The sequence below is a fragment of the Bacillus sp. FSL K6-2865 genome (genome assembly GCF_040311405.1).
In the GTDB taxonomy this organism is placed as follows: Bacteria; Bacillota; Bacilli; order Bacillales; family Bacillaceae; genus Bacillus; species Bacillus velezensis.
In genome coordinates this window covers 1,170,756-1,184,553 of the sequence record NZ_CP152036.1, presented here as the reverse complement: position 1 = coordinate 1,184,553, position 13,798 = coordinate 1,170,756, and the positions used below count along the sequence as shown (strand labels likewise).

Below are 13,798 nucleotides of genomic sequence, written 5' to 3'. Positions count from 1 at the left end.
AAGATGCTAAGGAACATGTTATCAGTGCATTAAAAGAAGGTTACGAAAAAAGCAATACCGGATGGGGAGAGCGCCCTAGCTGGTAAAAATAAAAAGGAGAACGATTAATGGCATCAGTAAAAAAAGATAAGAGAAACGGCAATTGGTACTATGTGTTTGATATAGGGAAAGATGAGAACGGCAGACGGAAGCAGCGTAAACGAAGTGGGTTCAAGTTAAAGAAAGATGCAGAAGAAGCATTAAGAGAAGATCTCCAGTTATATCACTCTGGGGATCTTCTTAAAGATAATGATTCAACCTTCAAGGAATTGGTTGAGTATTGGCTTAACATCAAAACTCCAGATGTAAGCAACCAAACTCTAAAGGTTTATCATTATAATTTGAAAAATCATATACTCCCCGCCTTTGGAAGCATGAAACTAAGCGATATAACAACTCAAAAGGTACAAGCATTTATAACAAGGTTAGTTAATGCTGGCTTATCGGCTGCCACAATAAAGAAGATATATCACGTACTCAACAATGTAATGAAAACAGCTGTCCAAGATGAGTTTATTAAAAAGAACCCAGTTGAAAAAGTTAGGAAGCCATCAGTTAAGCGTAAAGAAGTTGAAGTTTGGTCAGCGGAACAGATGTCTTTATTCCTGGATCACACTAAAAACAGTCGTTACTATATCGCATTTTGGTTAGCGATTTCTTTCGGGCTTAGACAAGGTGAAATTTTAGGCTTGCGTTTCAAGGATATAGACTTCAATAATGGCGTTTTGAGAATTGTTCAAACACTAGAACACTCTGGTGGCCAAACAAAATACGGTGGAAAATCATCGACAAGCACACGCACCATCGACTTATCAGAACATGATATCCATATACTGAAGAAACAAAGAAGTCGTGTACTGAAAGAGAAGAGTTTATGCGGAGGACTCTATACAGACCGAGATTTAGTTGTATGTACAGATACAGGGAATGCAATCAATCCAAGAAACCTTTTAAGACAGTTCAAAGCTTATTTAAAGCAGCTTGATTTACCTGATATCCCATTCCATAACCTTAGACACTCTCATGCATCCTTACTGTTAACAAAGTTTCATCCTAAAGTCGTCCAAGAAAGGTTAGGGCATAAGGACATCCAGGTTACGCTTAACACCTATTCGCATTTAATGCCAAACATGCAAAAGGATGCTTCCACATTTATCAGTGGTATCTTACAAGGCAAACAAAAAGAGGAATCACATTAAATTGTGACTCCTCTTTTTTTGACTCCAGTGTGACACGAGTAAGTGTCCAACACGCTGAAACCCTTGATGATTCCGACTGGGCTCGAACCAGCGACCTCTACCCTGTCAAGGTAGCGCTCTCCCAGCTGAGCTACGGAATCATGATATGTATGTGTTGCTGGGTATGTTGTTGTCTCTCTGACATTTACAATTATATATCCTGATTTCTCATTCGTCAACACTTTTTTTATCTAAAATAAAAAAAGGGCGCGTCACAAAATTGACGGCGCCCTTTTCGTTTATGATCTCACTTGGGCAGGGGTTATTTTTTTCAATGCCTGTTCGAAGTCCCGCTCTAAATCTTCGGCGTTTTCGACTCCGACGCTCAGGCGCAGAAGGCCGTCTGTGATGCCGCGTTTCTCCCTCTCTGCTTTCGGCATGGCGGCATGCGACATGGCTGCAGGGTATGAGAGAATGGATTCGACGGCGCCGAGGCTGACGGCAAATACCGGAAGCGATACGTTTTCGACCAGCTTTTTGACGGCTTCTTTGCTTTCCAATTCAAAGGACAGGACGGCGCCCGCTCCGCTCGCTTGCCGTTTATGGGTATCGGCTCCCGGGTGTCCGGCAAGGCCGGGATAGTAAACGTTTTTGATGGCGGGATGTCCGTCAAAATAGGCAGCCAGCCGCTCAGCTGTCCGGCTCGCTTTTTCTAGTCTGACCTGCAATGTTTTTAAGCCTCTCAATACGAGCCAGCAGTCCTGAACGCCGAGCACCGCTCCAAATGAATTTTGCAGCTTATACAGCTGATTGCCGAGCTCTTCATCTTTTACGGCGGCAAGGCCTGACAGCACGTCACTGTGTCCGCTTAAAAATTTCGTCGCACTGTGGAGCACGATATCTACACCGAGATCAAGCGGACGCTGCAGAGCAGGCGTCATAAAAGTATTGTCAAGGTATGTCAGACAGCCGTGATCCTTTGCCAGTTTGACGACGCCCTTAATATCCGTGATGCCGAGCGTCGGGTTTGACGGTGTTTCCATATAAATGGCTTTCGTGTTCGGCCGGGTGGCGCGGGCGACAGCTTCTGTGTCCGTCATATCGACAAAGGTATGTTCGATTCCGAAACGGGACAGAACCTCAGTCACCATGCGGAATGTTCCGCCGTACACATCCTCCGTGACGAGGACATGGTCGCCTTGGGATAAGAGCAGAAACGCCGTCGAAATCGCCGCCATTCCCGAGCTGAAAGCAAAGCCTCTCGTTCCGCCTTCAAGACCTGCGATCGTTTCTTCAAGCGCTGTTCTTGTCGGTGTGCCTGAGCGGCTGTAGTCATATGTCCCGAATTCTTCAAATGAAGACTGATGGAATGTGGAAGCATGCTGGATCGGGACGCTGACGGCTCCGGTGGCTCCGTCTGTTTTAAATGGATTGTGCACGAGCTGGGTTTCCAGCGTCCAATTGTGATTACTCATATGACACGCCCCCCCTCTTTTACTTGCTGTAATGCCTGCTTTACATCCCGCTTCAAATCTTCTGCATGTTCAATGCCCACTGAAAATCTCAGCAGACGGTTGCAGACGCCGTTTGCGATACGGATGTCTTCTGGAATATCCATGTGCGTCTGTGTCGCGGGGTACGTAATAAAGCTTTCCACCCCGCCGAGACTTTCTGCGAAACAGATCGTTTTCAGCGCCTTTAAAAACGGATTGACCCATTCCTCTTTTTGCAGCCGGAAAGACAGCATCCCGCCTTTTCCGGGATATAACACATCGGCGATTTCTTCTTCCTGTTCTAAAAATTCTGCAAGTTCACGGGCGTTTTCTTCATGACGGCGCATTCTGAGTCCGAGTGTTTTCATCCCTCTCATTAAAAGCCACGAATCAAACGGCGAAAGAACCGCGCCGATCGCATTTTGGTGATTAAACATGATCTCGCCGAGCTCTTCATCCTTTACGACAGCCAGACCAGCAAGGAGATCATTGTGCCCGCCTAAATATTTTGTGGCGCTGTGAATGACGATATCAGCTCCCAGTTCAAGCGGACGCTGGAGCACCGGGGTATAAAACGTATTATCCACAATCAAAAGCAGGCCGGCTTCTTTCGTAATCCGGGCGATTTTTTCAATGTCCGCCTCCTGCATTAACGGGTTTGTCGGCGTTTCAACAAATACCGCTTTCGTTTTTTCCGTTATTTTGGAGCGTAAACAGTCTTCATCGCTGAAATCATCGTAAATAAAGCTTAAGCCGTATTTTCTCCATTCGTTTTCAAACAAACGGTACGTGCCTCCGTATAAATCGGAGGATACAATCAATTCATCTCCGCTTTTAAATAAAGCCATAATCGTTTGAATGGCTGCCATTCCCGAGCTGAAAGCAAAGCCTCTCGCACCGTTTTCCAACACGGCGATAGCGTCTTCAACGAGCTGGCGTGTCGGGTTTTTCGTACGCACATAATCAAAGCCTGTAGATTCTCCAATTCCTCTATGTCGGTAAGCGGTGGACAGATAAATCGGCGGACTGACCGTTCCCGTTGCTTCTTCGCTTCTATTTCCGATTTGGGCTAATTTTGTATCAACATGCTGCGTCATCAGTAAGCACCATCCTTTTTCAAAAATAAAAAAGCCCCCTCTTCATAAGAAGAAGGAGCTTTTCTCTTCCTCTTATCTTCCAAGCATGTGAATCGCTTGCTGGATTTAGCACCTTGGCACTTTGCCTTCCCGCGGCAAAGCAAACCGGTTGCTGAGGTTTCAAAGGGCCAGTCCCTCCACCTCTCGTGATAAGAATATTGTTTTGTATTTTCTGATTGTTCTATATTAACGCACTATAAAATGAATTTCAATAACTTTTTATTTATCTGAACTCTCGCAAGAAGTGCATCTGAAGAAAGAAATTTCTAATAATTCATGGTACAATAGGAAAAAACCATCAAGACAAGAAGCGGCCTGGAGGAATGCGAAGTGGCATCAAAAAACGGAATCATTCATGAGAAAAAACTTTTCTCCCATGAGCTTGAAGAGGAAATGACCGTTTTGGTCTACCTGCCCGCCACCTTCTCCCCTCTGTATAAATATCATACGGTCATCGCTCAGGACGGCCATGATTATTTCAGATTAGGGAGAATCGGGCGGCAGGCGGAAGAGCTTATGTCAAAAGGGGAAATTGACCGCTGCATCATTATCGGTGTCCCTTATAAAAATGTGCGGGAGCGAAGAAACACATACCATCCAGAAGGCTCTAAATTCGCCTCATATAAGCGGTTCATCGCAAATGAGCTCGTTCCTTTTATCGACAAAGAATACCCGACTTATCAAGTCGGATACGGCCGCACCATGATCGGGGATTCCCTCGGCGGAACCGTTTCGCTTATGACGGCGATTGACTATCCGAACATGTTTGGAAACGTCATCATGCAGTCTCCGTATGTTGACGGGCACGTGCTGGATGCCGTCCGGCAGTCGGAGGATCTCAAACAGATTTCCGTTTATCATCAAATCGGAGAAAAAGAAACCGGCGTTCACACGACAGACGGCCAGGTTCTTGATTTCACCGCGCCGAACGAAGAGCTCAAACAGCTGCTGGAAAGCAAACAGTCTGAATACACGTATGAAACCTTCGACGGGGATCATAAATGGACCTACTGGCAGCCGCTCATCACGCCGGCGCTGAAAAAAATGCTGTAACCATTCATTTAAGGAGGGAACTTTCATGAAATACGGTATTGTTTTATTTCCATCAAAAAAATTACAGGATCTCGCAAATTCGTACCGGAAACGCTACGACCCGAGCTACGCGCTCATTCCTCCGCACCTGACGCTAAGAGATCCGTTTGAAGCGACAGAACAGGAAATCGAGCAGGTCGTATCACAGCTGAGACAGACGGCGAAAGAGTCGCATCCGCTCGTTCTGAAAATCACAAAATACAGCTCGTTTTCTCCTGTGAATAATGTGATATATATGAAAGCAGAGCCGACGGAGGAATTAAAATCTCTGAGTGAGAAATGCTACTCAGGAGCATTATCCGGCGAGCCGGAATACAGCTTCGTTCCGCATGTCACGGTCGGCCAGAAGCTGTCGTCAGATGAACATTCCGACGTACTCGGACAGCTGAAAATGCTGGACATTTCCCACGAAGAAGTCATCGACCGTTTTCACTTGCTCTATCAGCTGGATAACGGCTCATGGACTGTGTACGAAACATTTTTATTAGGCGGAGGAGAATAACTGCTTGGAATCCATCATCGCAAAAACTGAAAAACAGCTAAACGACGCTTTTTTCGTCAGAAAAGTGGTCTTTGTTAAAGAACAGCACGTTCCGGAAGAAGAAGAGATTGATCAATTCGAAGACACGTCAGAGCATATAGTCATATATGACGGCGGCCAGCCGGTCGGAGCCGGCAGATGGCGCTTGAAAAACGGGCATGGAAAATTAGAGCGCATCTGCGTGATGAAAAGCCATCGTTCTTTAGGCGTCGGAGCCATCATTATGCAGGCGCTTGAAAAAGCGGCGGCAGCCAAGGGCGCCGACAGCTTTATCTTACATGCGCAGACGCAGGCCGTTCCGTTTTACGAAAAACAAGGATACCGCGTCACATCCGGCGAAGAATTTCTCGATGCGGGCATCCCCCATCTGGAAATGATAAAGGAACACAAACGATAAAATCAAAAGCACTCCTGTTATATGGCAGGAGTGCTTTTTTTATGAAAATAATACTATTACATGAATTTTATTGCATTTTATGGAAAGTTAATGTATGTTTAGTGTACGAAGTATTACAATTCATACAAAAAATACAATTCATATTTCGGAGGGATAAACATGACGGCACCAAAAGGAAAACACATATTCGGGACTGTTAAAGTGGGCACAAAAGGACAGATTGTCATTCCTAAAGAAGCAAGAGATGTTTTCGATATAAATCCGGGGGATTCACTGCTTATGCTCGGGGATGACCAGCAAGGTATCGCACTTGTTAAACAAGAACTCTTTTTCGAGTTTGCAAAAGATATTTTAAACGCTAAGCAAATCGATGAAGATAGCGAGGATGAGTAAATGCACGCGATTGAGCTGAAGCAATTAACGAAACATTATAAAGAAACCGCCGCCGTTGACCGTCTTGAGTTCTCAGTTGAGAAAGGGGAATTTTTCGCTTTACTCGGTGAGAACGGAGCCGGAAAAACGACATTAATCAGTATGCTTTGCGGACTCCTTTCTCCGGATGACGGTGATGCATCAGTGCTTGGACACAGTATTTTGACTGATTTGGATAAAATAAAACCGAAATTGAATATGTCCCCGCAGGAAACAGCCATCGCTCCTCATCTAACCGTACGGGAAAACTTAGAGTTTATAGCCGGAGTCTACGGAATTCCGAAAAAAGAAGCAAAAAAAAGAACAGATGAGATGCTCGAATTGTTTCAATTAAAAGAGAAAGAAAGAGCAAAAACCAAAACATTATCAGGAGGAATGCAGCGCCGCCTCAGCATCGCAATGGGAATGATCACCAAGCCGGATATTTATTTCTTAGATGAGCCGACATTAGGGCTTGACGTCCGTTCACGCCGCGAGTTGTGGAAAAATCTTGAGGCATTAAAGGGTGACATGACGATTATTTTAACGACACACTATTTAGAAGAGGCTGAAGCCCTGGCAGATCGTATTTGCATTTTAGAAAATGGGACTTTAAAAGCACTGGGTACGGCGGAGGCTCTGAAAAAGCAAACTCATTCAGCTACATTTGAAGATGCCTTTTTAGCGATTTGTGACGGGGAGGCGGGTCTTTATGCTTGATTTCGCCATTCGCAACCGCAAAGAAATTTTTCGTGACCCCCTGTCTATTATCCTTGGAATCGCACTGCCTGTTATTCTATTGTTTCTGTTTACGGCGATTGAAAAAAATGCGCCGCTTGATACCTTTAAAATTCAGCATTTAGCACCCGGACTCATTGTTTTCGGTTTCGCTTTCCTTACGATGTTCTCTGCATTGCTGATCGCAAAAGACAAACAGACCGCCCTTTTGACCCGTTTGTTTGCTTCCCCTTTAAAAACAGCCGATTATGTTATCGGTTATGCAATGCCGATGCTGCCGTTAGCCATTTTACAAATCGTCATTTGTTTTATCGCAGCTGCTGCTGTCGGTTTATCCGCCGAGTGGATGAATCTTCTCGCAGGTATCGCTGTCTTGCTGCCGATTGCGATGATGTCCGTTTTCTTCGGTTTATGTTTAGGGGCTGTGTTTACGGACAAACAAATTTCAGGTATCGGAACGATTTATATTACACTCGTGCAATTTCTGGGCGGGGCTTGGATGGAGGTGAGCCTGCTCGGTGACACATTCAAACATATCGCTTATGCCTTACCGTTTATTCACTCGATCGAGCTGGCCCAGGAAGTCATATCCGGAGATTATTCTTCCTTTCATCAGCATATTTGGCCGATAGCGGGATATACCGTTTTGGCGCTTGCACTTGCTTTCCTCAGTTTTATGAAAATCAGGAAGAGATAAAAAAAGCCGGCACTCCGTAATGGGAGCGCCGGTCTTCTTTATTACGTTTCTTTCAGAAGGCTTATCGTATGCGGCAGCAGACGGTCATCCCCCGGACTGCCATGCCCCGGAACGACAATGCTGATGTCCTGATATCTTTTCATGACTTTGCGGACGGCGCGCGGCCACTGATCCGGATAAAAGCCGGGAGTAGGCACGATTTCCTTTGTTTCTAAAGCCTTGATTAAGCAACCGCCGAATAAGAGCTTATCCTCAGGCAGCCAGACGGTCATATTGTCTTCCGTATGCCCTTTTCCCGGATAAAACGTTTCAATTTTCATATCGCCAAACTGCAGCTTTGTCACGTTTTTCAGATCTCCGAGCGGCCGGTCATATCCCTGCTGTCGGGCGAAGTCGGCGGTCAGCTTCGTGCTGTGCACCTTTACACCGTATTTGTACAGGGTGTTCAGACCGCCGATACGATCATCATGGGCGTGTGTCACAATGGCATCGGTCATCCTTTTGCCGGGAAACCGCTTTTTTATTTGTGTCATTAATTGCTCTGTGAGACTGTCATTCCACGGAGTATCAATCAGTACGATTCCTTTGGAAGTCTCAAGAAGCAATCCGTTCGCAGGGACGGGACTTCCGTCTGCCGTACCGATGCTTGTATGCATCCAGACATGCGGCGCCAGCTGTGTGAGAGTGACACCTTTTGCTGCGGAGCCCTCCGCCGCGTCTGCCGGTTTCATTCCGGGAGTAAAGAGGCCGAAAAGAAATAACCCCGCAATTAATAATGAAAGCTTTCTCAAATTGAATCATTCCTTTCCGCATCTTTCATATATACGACTCAAAAAAACCCGGATATATCCGGGCTTTTTCACACGTATTGATTTATTAACCGGCCTTTTCCCATGATTTGCGGCAGACGGGAAAGAGAGCGCTTACGTTTTTCCTCATGTACTTTCTTTTCTGCGGCTGCGGTGTTTTCCTGGCGGCGCTCCACCTCTCTGTACACCCTGTCATTGGCGAGGGCGGCCGCTTTCGTAATGCCGGCGTAATCAGGCTTATAACCCGCTGCCCGGTTTGCGTATTGAGAATACTGCTGGTTTTGAATCCGTCCTGCATAAATCATATGTACCCCTCCCCTTCGCTTTTCATTTCCCTTAATCTTACTTTTTGAAACGCTGTTCTTTTGTTATGATATTCTTTGTCTATCAAATGGATGAACACCTTTTAATGGGAGGACCCCTTTTTGAAATGCGCCCGACTGAATAACCGAACGATACATTTACATACATATTCTAGAGAACATTACCAATTCCTTTTTGAAGAAGCTCAGAAAGGAAATATTTTTTGCGCACATTGTGAGCAGCCCGTCTTGATGCGGCTTTCGATTTTAGAGCAGCCGGCATTTTATCACCGGCAAAAGGGAGACTTCACCGCCTGTGAAAAAGCATGCGCGGCCAAGGAACCACTAGCGGAGAAAGAAACAGAAGAGTATAAGGAAGCCGGCATGTTCCGCCTGCCGAAAGGAAAAGCGATTTCAGAGAATCCGAAACCGATCGTCTCAGAATGGAAAAGCCCGAAAAAAGTGCCTGCGGCCGAACCGTTTTCACCAACATCCGAGGCGGCTGATACATCTTTGTTCCCCGGCATCGGCCTGAACCGTGAACAGATGAAGGCAGTTACTGAAACGGACGGGCCTTTATTAGTGCTTGCCGGAGCGGGAAGCGGAAAAACAAGGGTGCTGACAGCACGCGCCGCCCATATGATTGAACACCTCGGCATTTCACCTGAGAATATGCTGCTTGTGACCTTTACGACAAAAGCCGTCGCCGAAATGAAAGAGCGGATGGCAAATGAGTACGGTCTGGCAGCCGGAAAAGTCTCCCGTCTCGTGACAGGAACATTCCACAGCTTTTTCTATAAAATACTCTATCATTATGATTCTTCAAAATGGAACGGCAGCCAGCTTTTAAAAATGGAGTGGCAAAAAGAGCAATATGTGAAAAAGGCGCTCTATGAAGAAAATTTGGATGAAAAAGAGTTTCCCATCGACCAGGCGCTTCAGCTTATCGGCTGCTGGAAAAACACGTATCTCCCCCATGAGACCATTCCGCTTGCGGACGACTGGGAGAAAAAAGTGTACAGGCTCTACGAACATTACGAACGGCAGAAGCGGGAAAAACGGCAATTTGATTTTGATGACATGGCCCAAGGCTGTTATGAACTGTTTCAAAGCCGGCCTGATATTCTCGCGCAGTACCAAAACAGATTTTCTCATATTTTGATTGATGAATTTCAAGATATCAATCCTGTCCAGTACAACATTATGCAAATGATCGCAAGCCCAGAGAATAACCTGTGCTGCGTGGGTGATGACGACCAATCCATTTATGCGTTCCGCGGCAGCAGCCCGTCTTTCATTCTTGACTTTCAAAAGGATTATCCGGCAGCAAAGACCATTTACTTAACGGCAAATTACCGCTCGCCGCATCCGATCGTCTCAAGCGCTCATGCCGTCGTAAAGAAAAATAAAAAACGGTATGAAAAAACACTTTCTGCCGTCAAAGACGGCGTTCACAATCCCGTGATGTTTTATCCTTACGATGAAGAAGAAGAAGCGACCATGATCGTTTCGGATATGAAAGAGAAGATTCAAAACGGGGCGAGTCCTGACGATTTTGCCGTGCTTTACCGGACAAACAGCGCCGGACGGGCCATTTATGAAAGACTGCACCAATCATCGATTCCTTATCATGCCGACCGGGGCGTGCAGACGTTCTACAGCCGCAGAATCGTACGCCAGATCCTCGCCTACTTATATGCGAGTCAGAATGAAGATGATCCGGATGCGGTGAAAGACCTGCTGCCCGCCTTATTTTTAAAGCAATCCGCCCTGCAAACGTTAAAGGCGCTGTCAATTACGGAAGATTGCACGATGATTAAGGCACTGACGAAACTGCCTGACCTGAAGCCTTTTCAAATAGGGAAGATCAAGCAGATCGTTCCGTTTTTCGCAAGCATCCGGACAATGAAGCCGGTTGAAGCCATCACCTTTGCAGAAAGCAAAATGGGTTTTTCCGAGTATTTAAAAAAACGGGGCAATGAGGGAAACAAACTGGAAAAAGGCTCTGATGATCTCAGGGATGTCAAAGTGGCCGCCAAAAAATTCAAAACCATTCCCGATTTTCTTGCGCATGTCGATCATATGCGCGCCGCTGAGAATCTGAAAACCGATGAAAACGGCGTCGAACTGCTGACCATTCACCGCTCTAAAGGTCTTGAATTCAATACGGTCTATATTTTAGGCGCGGCTGACGGCTCGATCCCCCATGACTTCGCGCTTGAGACGGCGAGACAGGGCGATCCCGCTCCGCTCGAAGAAGAAAGACGGCTTCTGTATGTCGCAATGACAAGGGCCATGCAGCATTTATATGTATCTTGTCCCGCGTACAGGCGGGGAAAAACAGCGCGCAGCTCAAGATTTCTCGAGCCCCTTCTTCGGACGGACAGACGGAGCGCACTCAGGATATAAAGAACCCGGCAGATCACTGCCGGGTTCTTCTCACATAAAAAGGCCTTTTTAGCAAGGCCGGCTGACGCCTATTTATTGTTCAGCATTTTAGAAATGGTGCCAAAATCAAGTTTCTCTTTACCGCTTGTAATAGATTGAACGATTTTGTCTTCCAATTCTTTCGGAACACGCTTGTTAGCCAGCTGGGACACCTTCTGAATGACGCCTCTCACCGTGTTTTCATCTTTGAAATTGGCATTTTGCAATGATCCTGCAAGGTTCATGACATCCTTCATGCTGACGCCTGTTTTCTTCTCAATATTTTTGAAAAATTGATTATCCATGGTGTGCCTCCTTTTGTGGAGTAATACGATATTGTATGAATAAAGAGCGGAACATGTGCCCGTAAGACAAGGAAAAAATTCCGAGTGCCCCGTCTCTATACTCCTTCATACATCAGGGAAGCACGGGACTGAACGGTCCCGCGCTTATCCAAGGTCTTGCTAAGGTTTAGCCAAAAAAGGATGCACCGACAATGATCAGAAGGATGAACAATACGACAACAAGAACAAATGTTGAGCCGTATCCGCCTCCGACATAGCCGCCTCCGTATCCGCCGCAGCCGCCATAACCGCCGTAGCCGCCGCCGAATCCGCCATATCCGAATCCCATATCTAAGCACCTCCTTTACTCTCTATACTCTATGTGAGCCGACTTGTTTGGCTTGGATAAATGCATAGGGCCGGTGCGGATTTCGTTCATTTTAGTGAGAATGCTCATTTTTCTTCAGTTTTGCTTCTGTTTCGGCGGCAAACACATCTATCCATTCCTCAAAGCGCGATCCCGCTTCATCAAACTCAGACAGCTGTTTTTCAATAGATAAGATATATTTGTCATGCTCCCGCTGGTTTTGATTGTGCCGGCGGTATTTACCGTTTATGAATGATTCAAATATATTCATAACATCCCCTCCTCCTATGATCTATGCCGAACAGAGGCCGGCGTTCGGCAAAAAACAAAAAAACCGGAAGCTCCGGTTTTTTAGAAAACGGCTATTTCGGTTTTTTCTTTTGGCCGCAGCCGCAGCCTTTTTTCTTAATTTTTTTTTCGTAAGGCTGATGCACAGTTGATTTGTATGGAGAATGTTGGGAAGGTTTGCTTGATTGACTCATGGTGATCCTTCCTTTCCTTATGTCATATATGCCAGTTTATGCCGAAAGTGACGGTAAGTTGCTGGTGGAACCGCCTTATTCCTGCAGAAGACGAGAAACCGCAGCTTCAATGATTCCGGCCGCGCCGGCTATGGCTAACAGCAAAATCAGCCATTGCGCGGCCCCGGGTATCACAATCTGCGCCGCAATTAAAAAGGCGGCACACCACACGCCCGTACACCAGTAGCAGCTGAGAAGTTCACCGATAAATGCCCTGATGCCTTTCCCTTTTATGACAATGTAGGTTTCTGTCGTGCCGTCGGGTGCGGTTTCTGTTTTTTCCTCGTGAAAAAGGCTCCGAAGCGGCGCCATAATGGTGTCAAATACGAAAAGCCTGGCCAGCCGGAAAACGGCAAACGATAACAGAATAAATGAAAGCCAATTGATAACCACCTGTTCACTCCTTTTCAAAACTTGACCTCTTTATACATATGCGAAAACCCTGATCTTCATGAATCGCACCTTGTCCGGTAAAAAAATAGGTGCGGTTTAGTTGTTTTTCTTATTCCGCTCGGCGTTTCATTTGCATTATATAAAGTATGAATGAGAAAGGAGTGAAGGTTATGTCGTTTGAAGAAAAAGTCGAAACACTGCAACCGCAAATATACGAACAATTATCCAACGAATTCGAGCAGACGATCGAAGTGATTGATTGCGAAAATGTCACAATAGATACAACACATATAACGGCCGCTCTTTCTATACAAGCCTCAGTTACTACGGCGATTATCCTCGCGACACAGCTCGCGATCGCAGATGAAGACACAGCCGACCAAATAGCAACCGAACTGCTGATCCTGGATGATTGCCAAATAAAAAAGAGGACCGTCATTCAAGTCCTGAACAGCCGCAATATTAAAATCACACTGACTGCAGACGATATTATGGCCTTTGTACAAATTTTGTTTCAATTATTAAATATACTTTTTGCTGAACTAGACATCCTTTAACCTTTCTTTTCAAATATTTAAATAGAGGTGAGAACAAATGGCAGATAACGAAAAATTAAAAAAAGAACTCGAAAATCTACCAGAAGTGGATCCGCTTTTAAAGGTGCTTGTCAGCAATGTCTTCAAAAAACACGGCGTGACAAAAGATAAAATGCGGGAAATACCTGATGAAGAAAAAGAAATGCTGATCGCATTAGTCAAAGACATGCAGGCAAAAACAGAAGCTTTTCTTGAAAGCCAGAAACAGAAAAAAGAGCAGGAAAAAGCGCAAGATCAGCAGACCAATCCGCAAACCCGCAGAGAACAATTAATCGAACAGCTCCGGCAAAGACGCCAAAATCCCGGTCAATAACTAAAAAATAGTGATTTTTATCAGGATAGATGCCTGAGTCAAAGTAAGGGGCCGGCTCATTTAA

At 45.7% G+C, this 13,798-nt stretch carries 18 protein-coding genes, 1 tRNA gene and 1 riboswitch; of the genes, 10 read left to right on the top strand and 9 right to left on the bottom strand.

The genetic code is table 11. From position 1 onward, the window contains the following. The first annotated feature begins 107 nt into the window (after nt 1-107). The gene (locus NYE42_RS05970) at nt 108-1,238 is read left to right on the top strand and encodes a site-specific integrase (RefSeq protein WP_163113785.1); all 1,131 of its coding nucleotides are present in this window, start codon (nt 108-110) and stop codon (nt 1,236-1,238) included. 67 nt (nt 1,239-1,305) lie between these two features. On the opposite strand, the gene NYE42_RS05965 is transcribed toward NYE42_RS05970, so the two are convergent. From NYE42_RS05965 to NYE42_RS05955, 3 genes are all read right to left on the bottom strand, one after another. Further along, nucleotides 1,306-1,378: transfer RNA gene (locus NYE42_RS05965), tRNA-Val, on the bottom strand. 138 nt (nt 1,379-1,516) lie between these two features. Next, nucleotides 1,517-2,692, bottom strand: coding sequence for a cystathionine beta-lyase (gene metC, locus NYE42_RS05960; RefSeq protein ID WP_352426825.1), 1,176 nt, complete (start codon nt 2,690-2,692; stop codon nt 1,517-1,519). Then, nucleotides 2,689-3,807, bottom strand: a complete 1,119-nt coding sequence (locus NYE42_RS05955; RefSeq protein WP_352426824.1) for a methionine biosynthesis PLP-dependent protein — start codon at nt 3,805-3,807, stop codon at nt 2,689-2,691. The genes metC and NYE42_RS05955 overlap by 4 nt, the downstream gene beginning before the upstream one ends. 69 nt (nt 3,808-3,876) lie before the next feature. Next, nucleotides 3,877-4,002, bottom strand: a riboswitch (SAM riboswitch). Between the two features lie 174 nt (nt 4,003-4,176). Here NYE42_RS05955 and NYE42_RS05950 point away from each other — a divergent pair. From NYE42_RS05950 to NYE42_RS05925, 6 genes are all read left to right on the top strand, one after another. Beyond that, nucleotides 4,177-4,899 (top strand): esterase family protein, encoded by a 723-nt coding sequence (locus tag NYE42_RS05950; protein WP_007409075.1) that lies wholly within the window; start codon nt 4,177-4,179, stop codon nt 4,897-4,899. Between the two features lie 25 nt (nt 4,900-4,924). After that, nucleotides 4,925-5,440, top strand: a complete 516-nt coding sequence (locus NYE42_RS05945; protein ID WP_007409076.1) for a YjcG family protein — start codon at nt 4,925-4,927, stop codon at nt 5,438-5,440. Between the two features lie 4 nt (nt 5,441-5,444). Next, on the top strand, nt 5,445-5,876 hold the full coding sequence (locus tag NYE42_RS05940; protein WP_144664089.1) for a GNAT family N-acetyltransferase: 432 nt from the start codon (nt 5,445-5,447) through the stop codon (nt 5,874-5,876). A 159-nt stretch (nt 5,877-6,035) separates the two neighbouring features. Continuing rightward, on the top strand, nt 6,036-6,269 hold the full coding sequence (locus tag NYE42_RS05935; protein ID WP_007409078.1) for an AbrB/MazE/SpoVT family DNA-binding domain-containing protein: 234 nt from the start codon (nt 6,036-6,038) through the stop codon (nt 6,267-6,269). After that, nucleotides 6,270-7,007, top strand: coding sequence for an ABC transporter ATP-binding protein (locus NYE42_RS05930; RefSeq protein ID WP_007409079.1), 738 nt, complete (start codon nt 6,270-6,272; stop codon nt 7,005-7,007). Beyond that, nucleotides 7,000-7,722: an ABC transporter permease gene (locus NYE42_RS05925; RefSeq protein WP_144664088.1), complete on the top strand. Its 723-nt coding sequence runs from the start codon at nt 7,000-7,002 to the stop codon at nt 7,720-7,722. The genes NYE42_RS05930 and NYE42_RS05925 overlap by 8 nt, the downstream gene beginning before the upstream one ends. 41 nt (nt 7,723-7,763) lie before the next feature. On the opposite strand, the gene bla is transcribed toward NYE42_RS05925, so the two are convergent. After that, entirely contained in the window at nt 7,764-8,513 is a 750-nt protein-coding gene (gene bla / locus NYE42_RS05920; RefSeq protein ID WP_094032352.1) for a subclass B1 metallo-beta-lactamase, read from the bottom strand. Nucleotides 8,514-8,581: 68 nt separating this feature from the next. Continuing rightward, entirely contained in the window at nt 8,582-8,836 is a 255-nt protein-coding gene (locus tag NYE42_RS05915) for a hypothetical protein (protein ID WP_020955647.1), read from the bottom strand. Between the two features lie 120 nt (nt 8,837-8,956). Between NYE42_RS05915 and NYE42_RS05910 the strand changes: the two genes are divergently transcribed. Further along, entirely contained in the window at nt 8,957-11,242 is a 2,286-nt protein-coding gene (locus NYE42_RS05910) for an ATP-dependent helicase (RefSeq protein WP_095352241.1), read from the top strand. Nucleotides 11,243-11,310: 68 nt separating this feature from the next. Here NYE42_RS05910 and NYE42_RS05905 read toward each other — a convergent pair whose 3' ends face one another. The 4 genes from NYE42_RS05905 to NYE42_RS05890 all read right to left on the bottom strand — a co-directional run bounded on the left by NYE42_RS05905 (nt 11,311) and on the right by NYE42_RS05890 (nt 12,825). Continuing rightward, nucleotides 11,311-11,565: a stage VI sporulation protein F gene (locus tag NYE42_RS05905; protein ID WP_003154986.1), complete on the bottom strand. Its 255-nt coding sequence runs from the start codon at nt 11,563-11,565 to the stop codon at nt 11,311-11,313. A gap of 166 nt (nt 11,566-11,731) precedes the next feature. Further along, on the bottom strand, nt 11,732-11,893 hold the full coding sequence (locus NYE42_RS05900) for a YjcZ family sporulation protein (RefSeq protein ID WP_007610678.1): 162 nt from the start codon (nt 11,891-11,893) through the stop codon (nt 11,732-11,734). A 91-nt stretch (nt 11,894-11,984) separates the two neighbouring features. Further along, the gene (locus NYE42_RS05895) at nt 11,985-12,182 is read right to left on the bottom strand and encodes a hypothetical protein (RefSeq protein WP_012117306.1); all 198 of its coding nucleotides are present in this window, start codon (nt 12,180-12,182) and stop codon (nt 11,985-11,987) included. Nucleotides 12,183-12,468: 286 nt separating this feature from the next. Further along, nucleotides 12,469-12,825 carry a DUF1360 domain-containing protein gene (locus NYE42_RS05890; protein WP_047936403.1) on the bottom strand — a complete coding sequence of 119 codons (357 nt, stop codon included), beginning with the start codon at nt 12,823-12,825 and terminating at the stop codon, nt 12,469-12,471. A gap of 170 nt (nt 12,826-12,995) precedes the next feature. On the opposite strand from NYE42_RS05890, the gene NYE42_RS05885 reads away from it, so the two are divergent. Next, nucleotides 12,996-13,382, top strand: a complete 387-nt coding sequence (locus NYE42_RS05885; protein ID WP_003154992.1) for a spore coat protein — start codon at nt 12,996-12,998, stop codon at nt 13,380-13,382. Between the two features lie 37 nt (nt 13,383-13,419). Beyond that, the gene (locus tag NYE42_RS05880) at nt 13,420-13,734 is read left to right on the top strand and encodes a hypothetical protein (protein ID WP_015239584.1); all 315 of its coding nucleotides are present in this window, start codon (nt 13,420-13,422) and stop codon (nt 13,732-13,734) included. Nucleotides 13,735-13,798 lie beyond the last annotated feature (64 nt).

Bases quoted from the DNA above. Each gene is read 5' to 3' on its own strand.
- NYE42_RS05970 (WP_163113785.1), top strand. From the start codon at position 108: ATGGCATCAGTAAAAAAAGATAAGAGAAACGGCAATTGGTACTATGTG.
- metC (WP_352426825.1), bottom strand. From the start codon at position 2,692: ATGAGTAATCACAATTGGACGCTGGAAACCCAGCTCGTGCACAATCCA.
- NYE42_RS05955 (WP_352426824.1), bottom strand. From the start codon at position 3,807: ATGACGCAGCATGTTGATACAAAATTAGCCCAAATCGGAAATAGAAGC.
- NYE42_RS05945 (WP_007409076.1), top strand. From the start codon at position 4,925: ATGAAATACGGTATTGTTTTATTTCCATCAAAAAAATTACAGGATCTC.
- NYE42_RS05935 (WP_007409078.1), top strand. From the start codon at position 6,036: ATGACGGCACCAAAAGGAAAACACATATTCGGGACTGTTAAAGTGGGC.
- NYE42_RS05930 (WP_007409079.1), top strand. From the start codon at position 6,270: ATGCACGCGATTGAGCTGAAGCAATTAACGAAACATTATAAAGAAACC.
- NYE42_RS05925 (WP_144664088.1), top strand. From the start codon at position 7,000: ATGCTTGATTTCGCCATTCGCAACCGCAAAGAAATTTTTCGTGACCCC.
- NYE42_RS05915 (WP_020955647.1), bottom strand. From the start codon at position 8,836: ATGATTTATGCAGGACGGATTCAAAACCAGCAGTATTCTCAATACGCA.
- NYE42_RS05905 (WP_003154986.1), bottom strand. From the start codon at position 11,565: ATGGATAATCAATTTTTCAAAAATATTGAGAAGAAAACAGGCGTCAGC.
- NYE42_RS05900 (WP_007610678.1), bottom strand. From the start codon at position 11,893: ATGGGATTCGGATATGGCGGATTCGGCGGCGGCTACGGCGGTTATGGC.
- NYE42_RS05895 (WP_012117306.1), bottom strand. From the start codon at position 12,182: ATGAATATATTTGAATCATTCATAAACGGTAAATACCGCCGGCACAAT.
- NYE42_RS05885 (WP_003154992.1), top strand. From the start codon at position 12,996: ATGTCGTTTGAAGAAAAAGTCGAAACACTGCAACCGCAAATATACGAA.
- NYE42_RS05880 (WP_015239584.1), top strand. From the start codon at position 13,420: ATGGCAGATAACGAAAAATTAAAAAAAGAACTCGAAAATCTACCAGAA.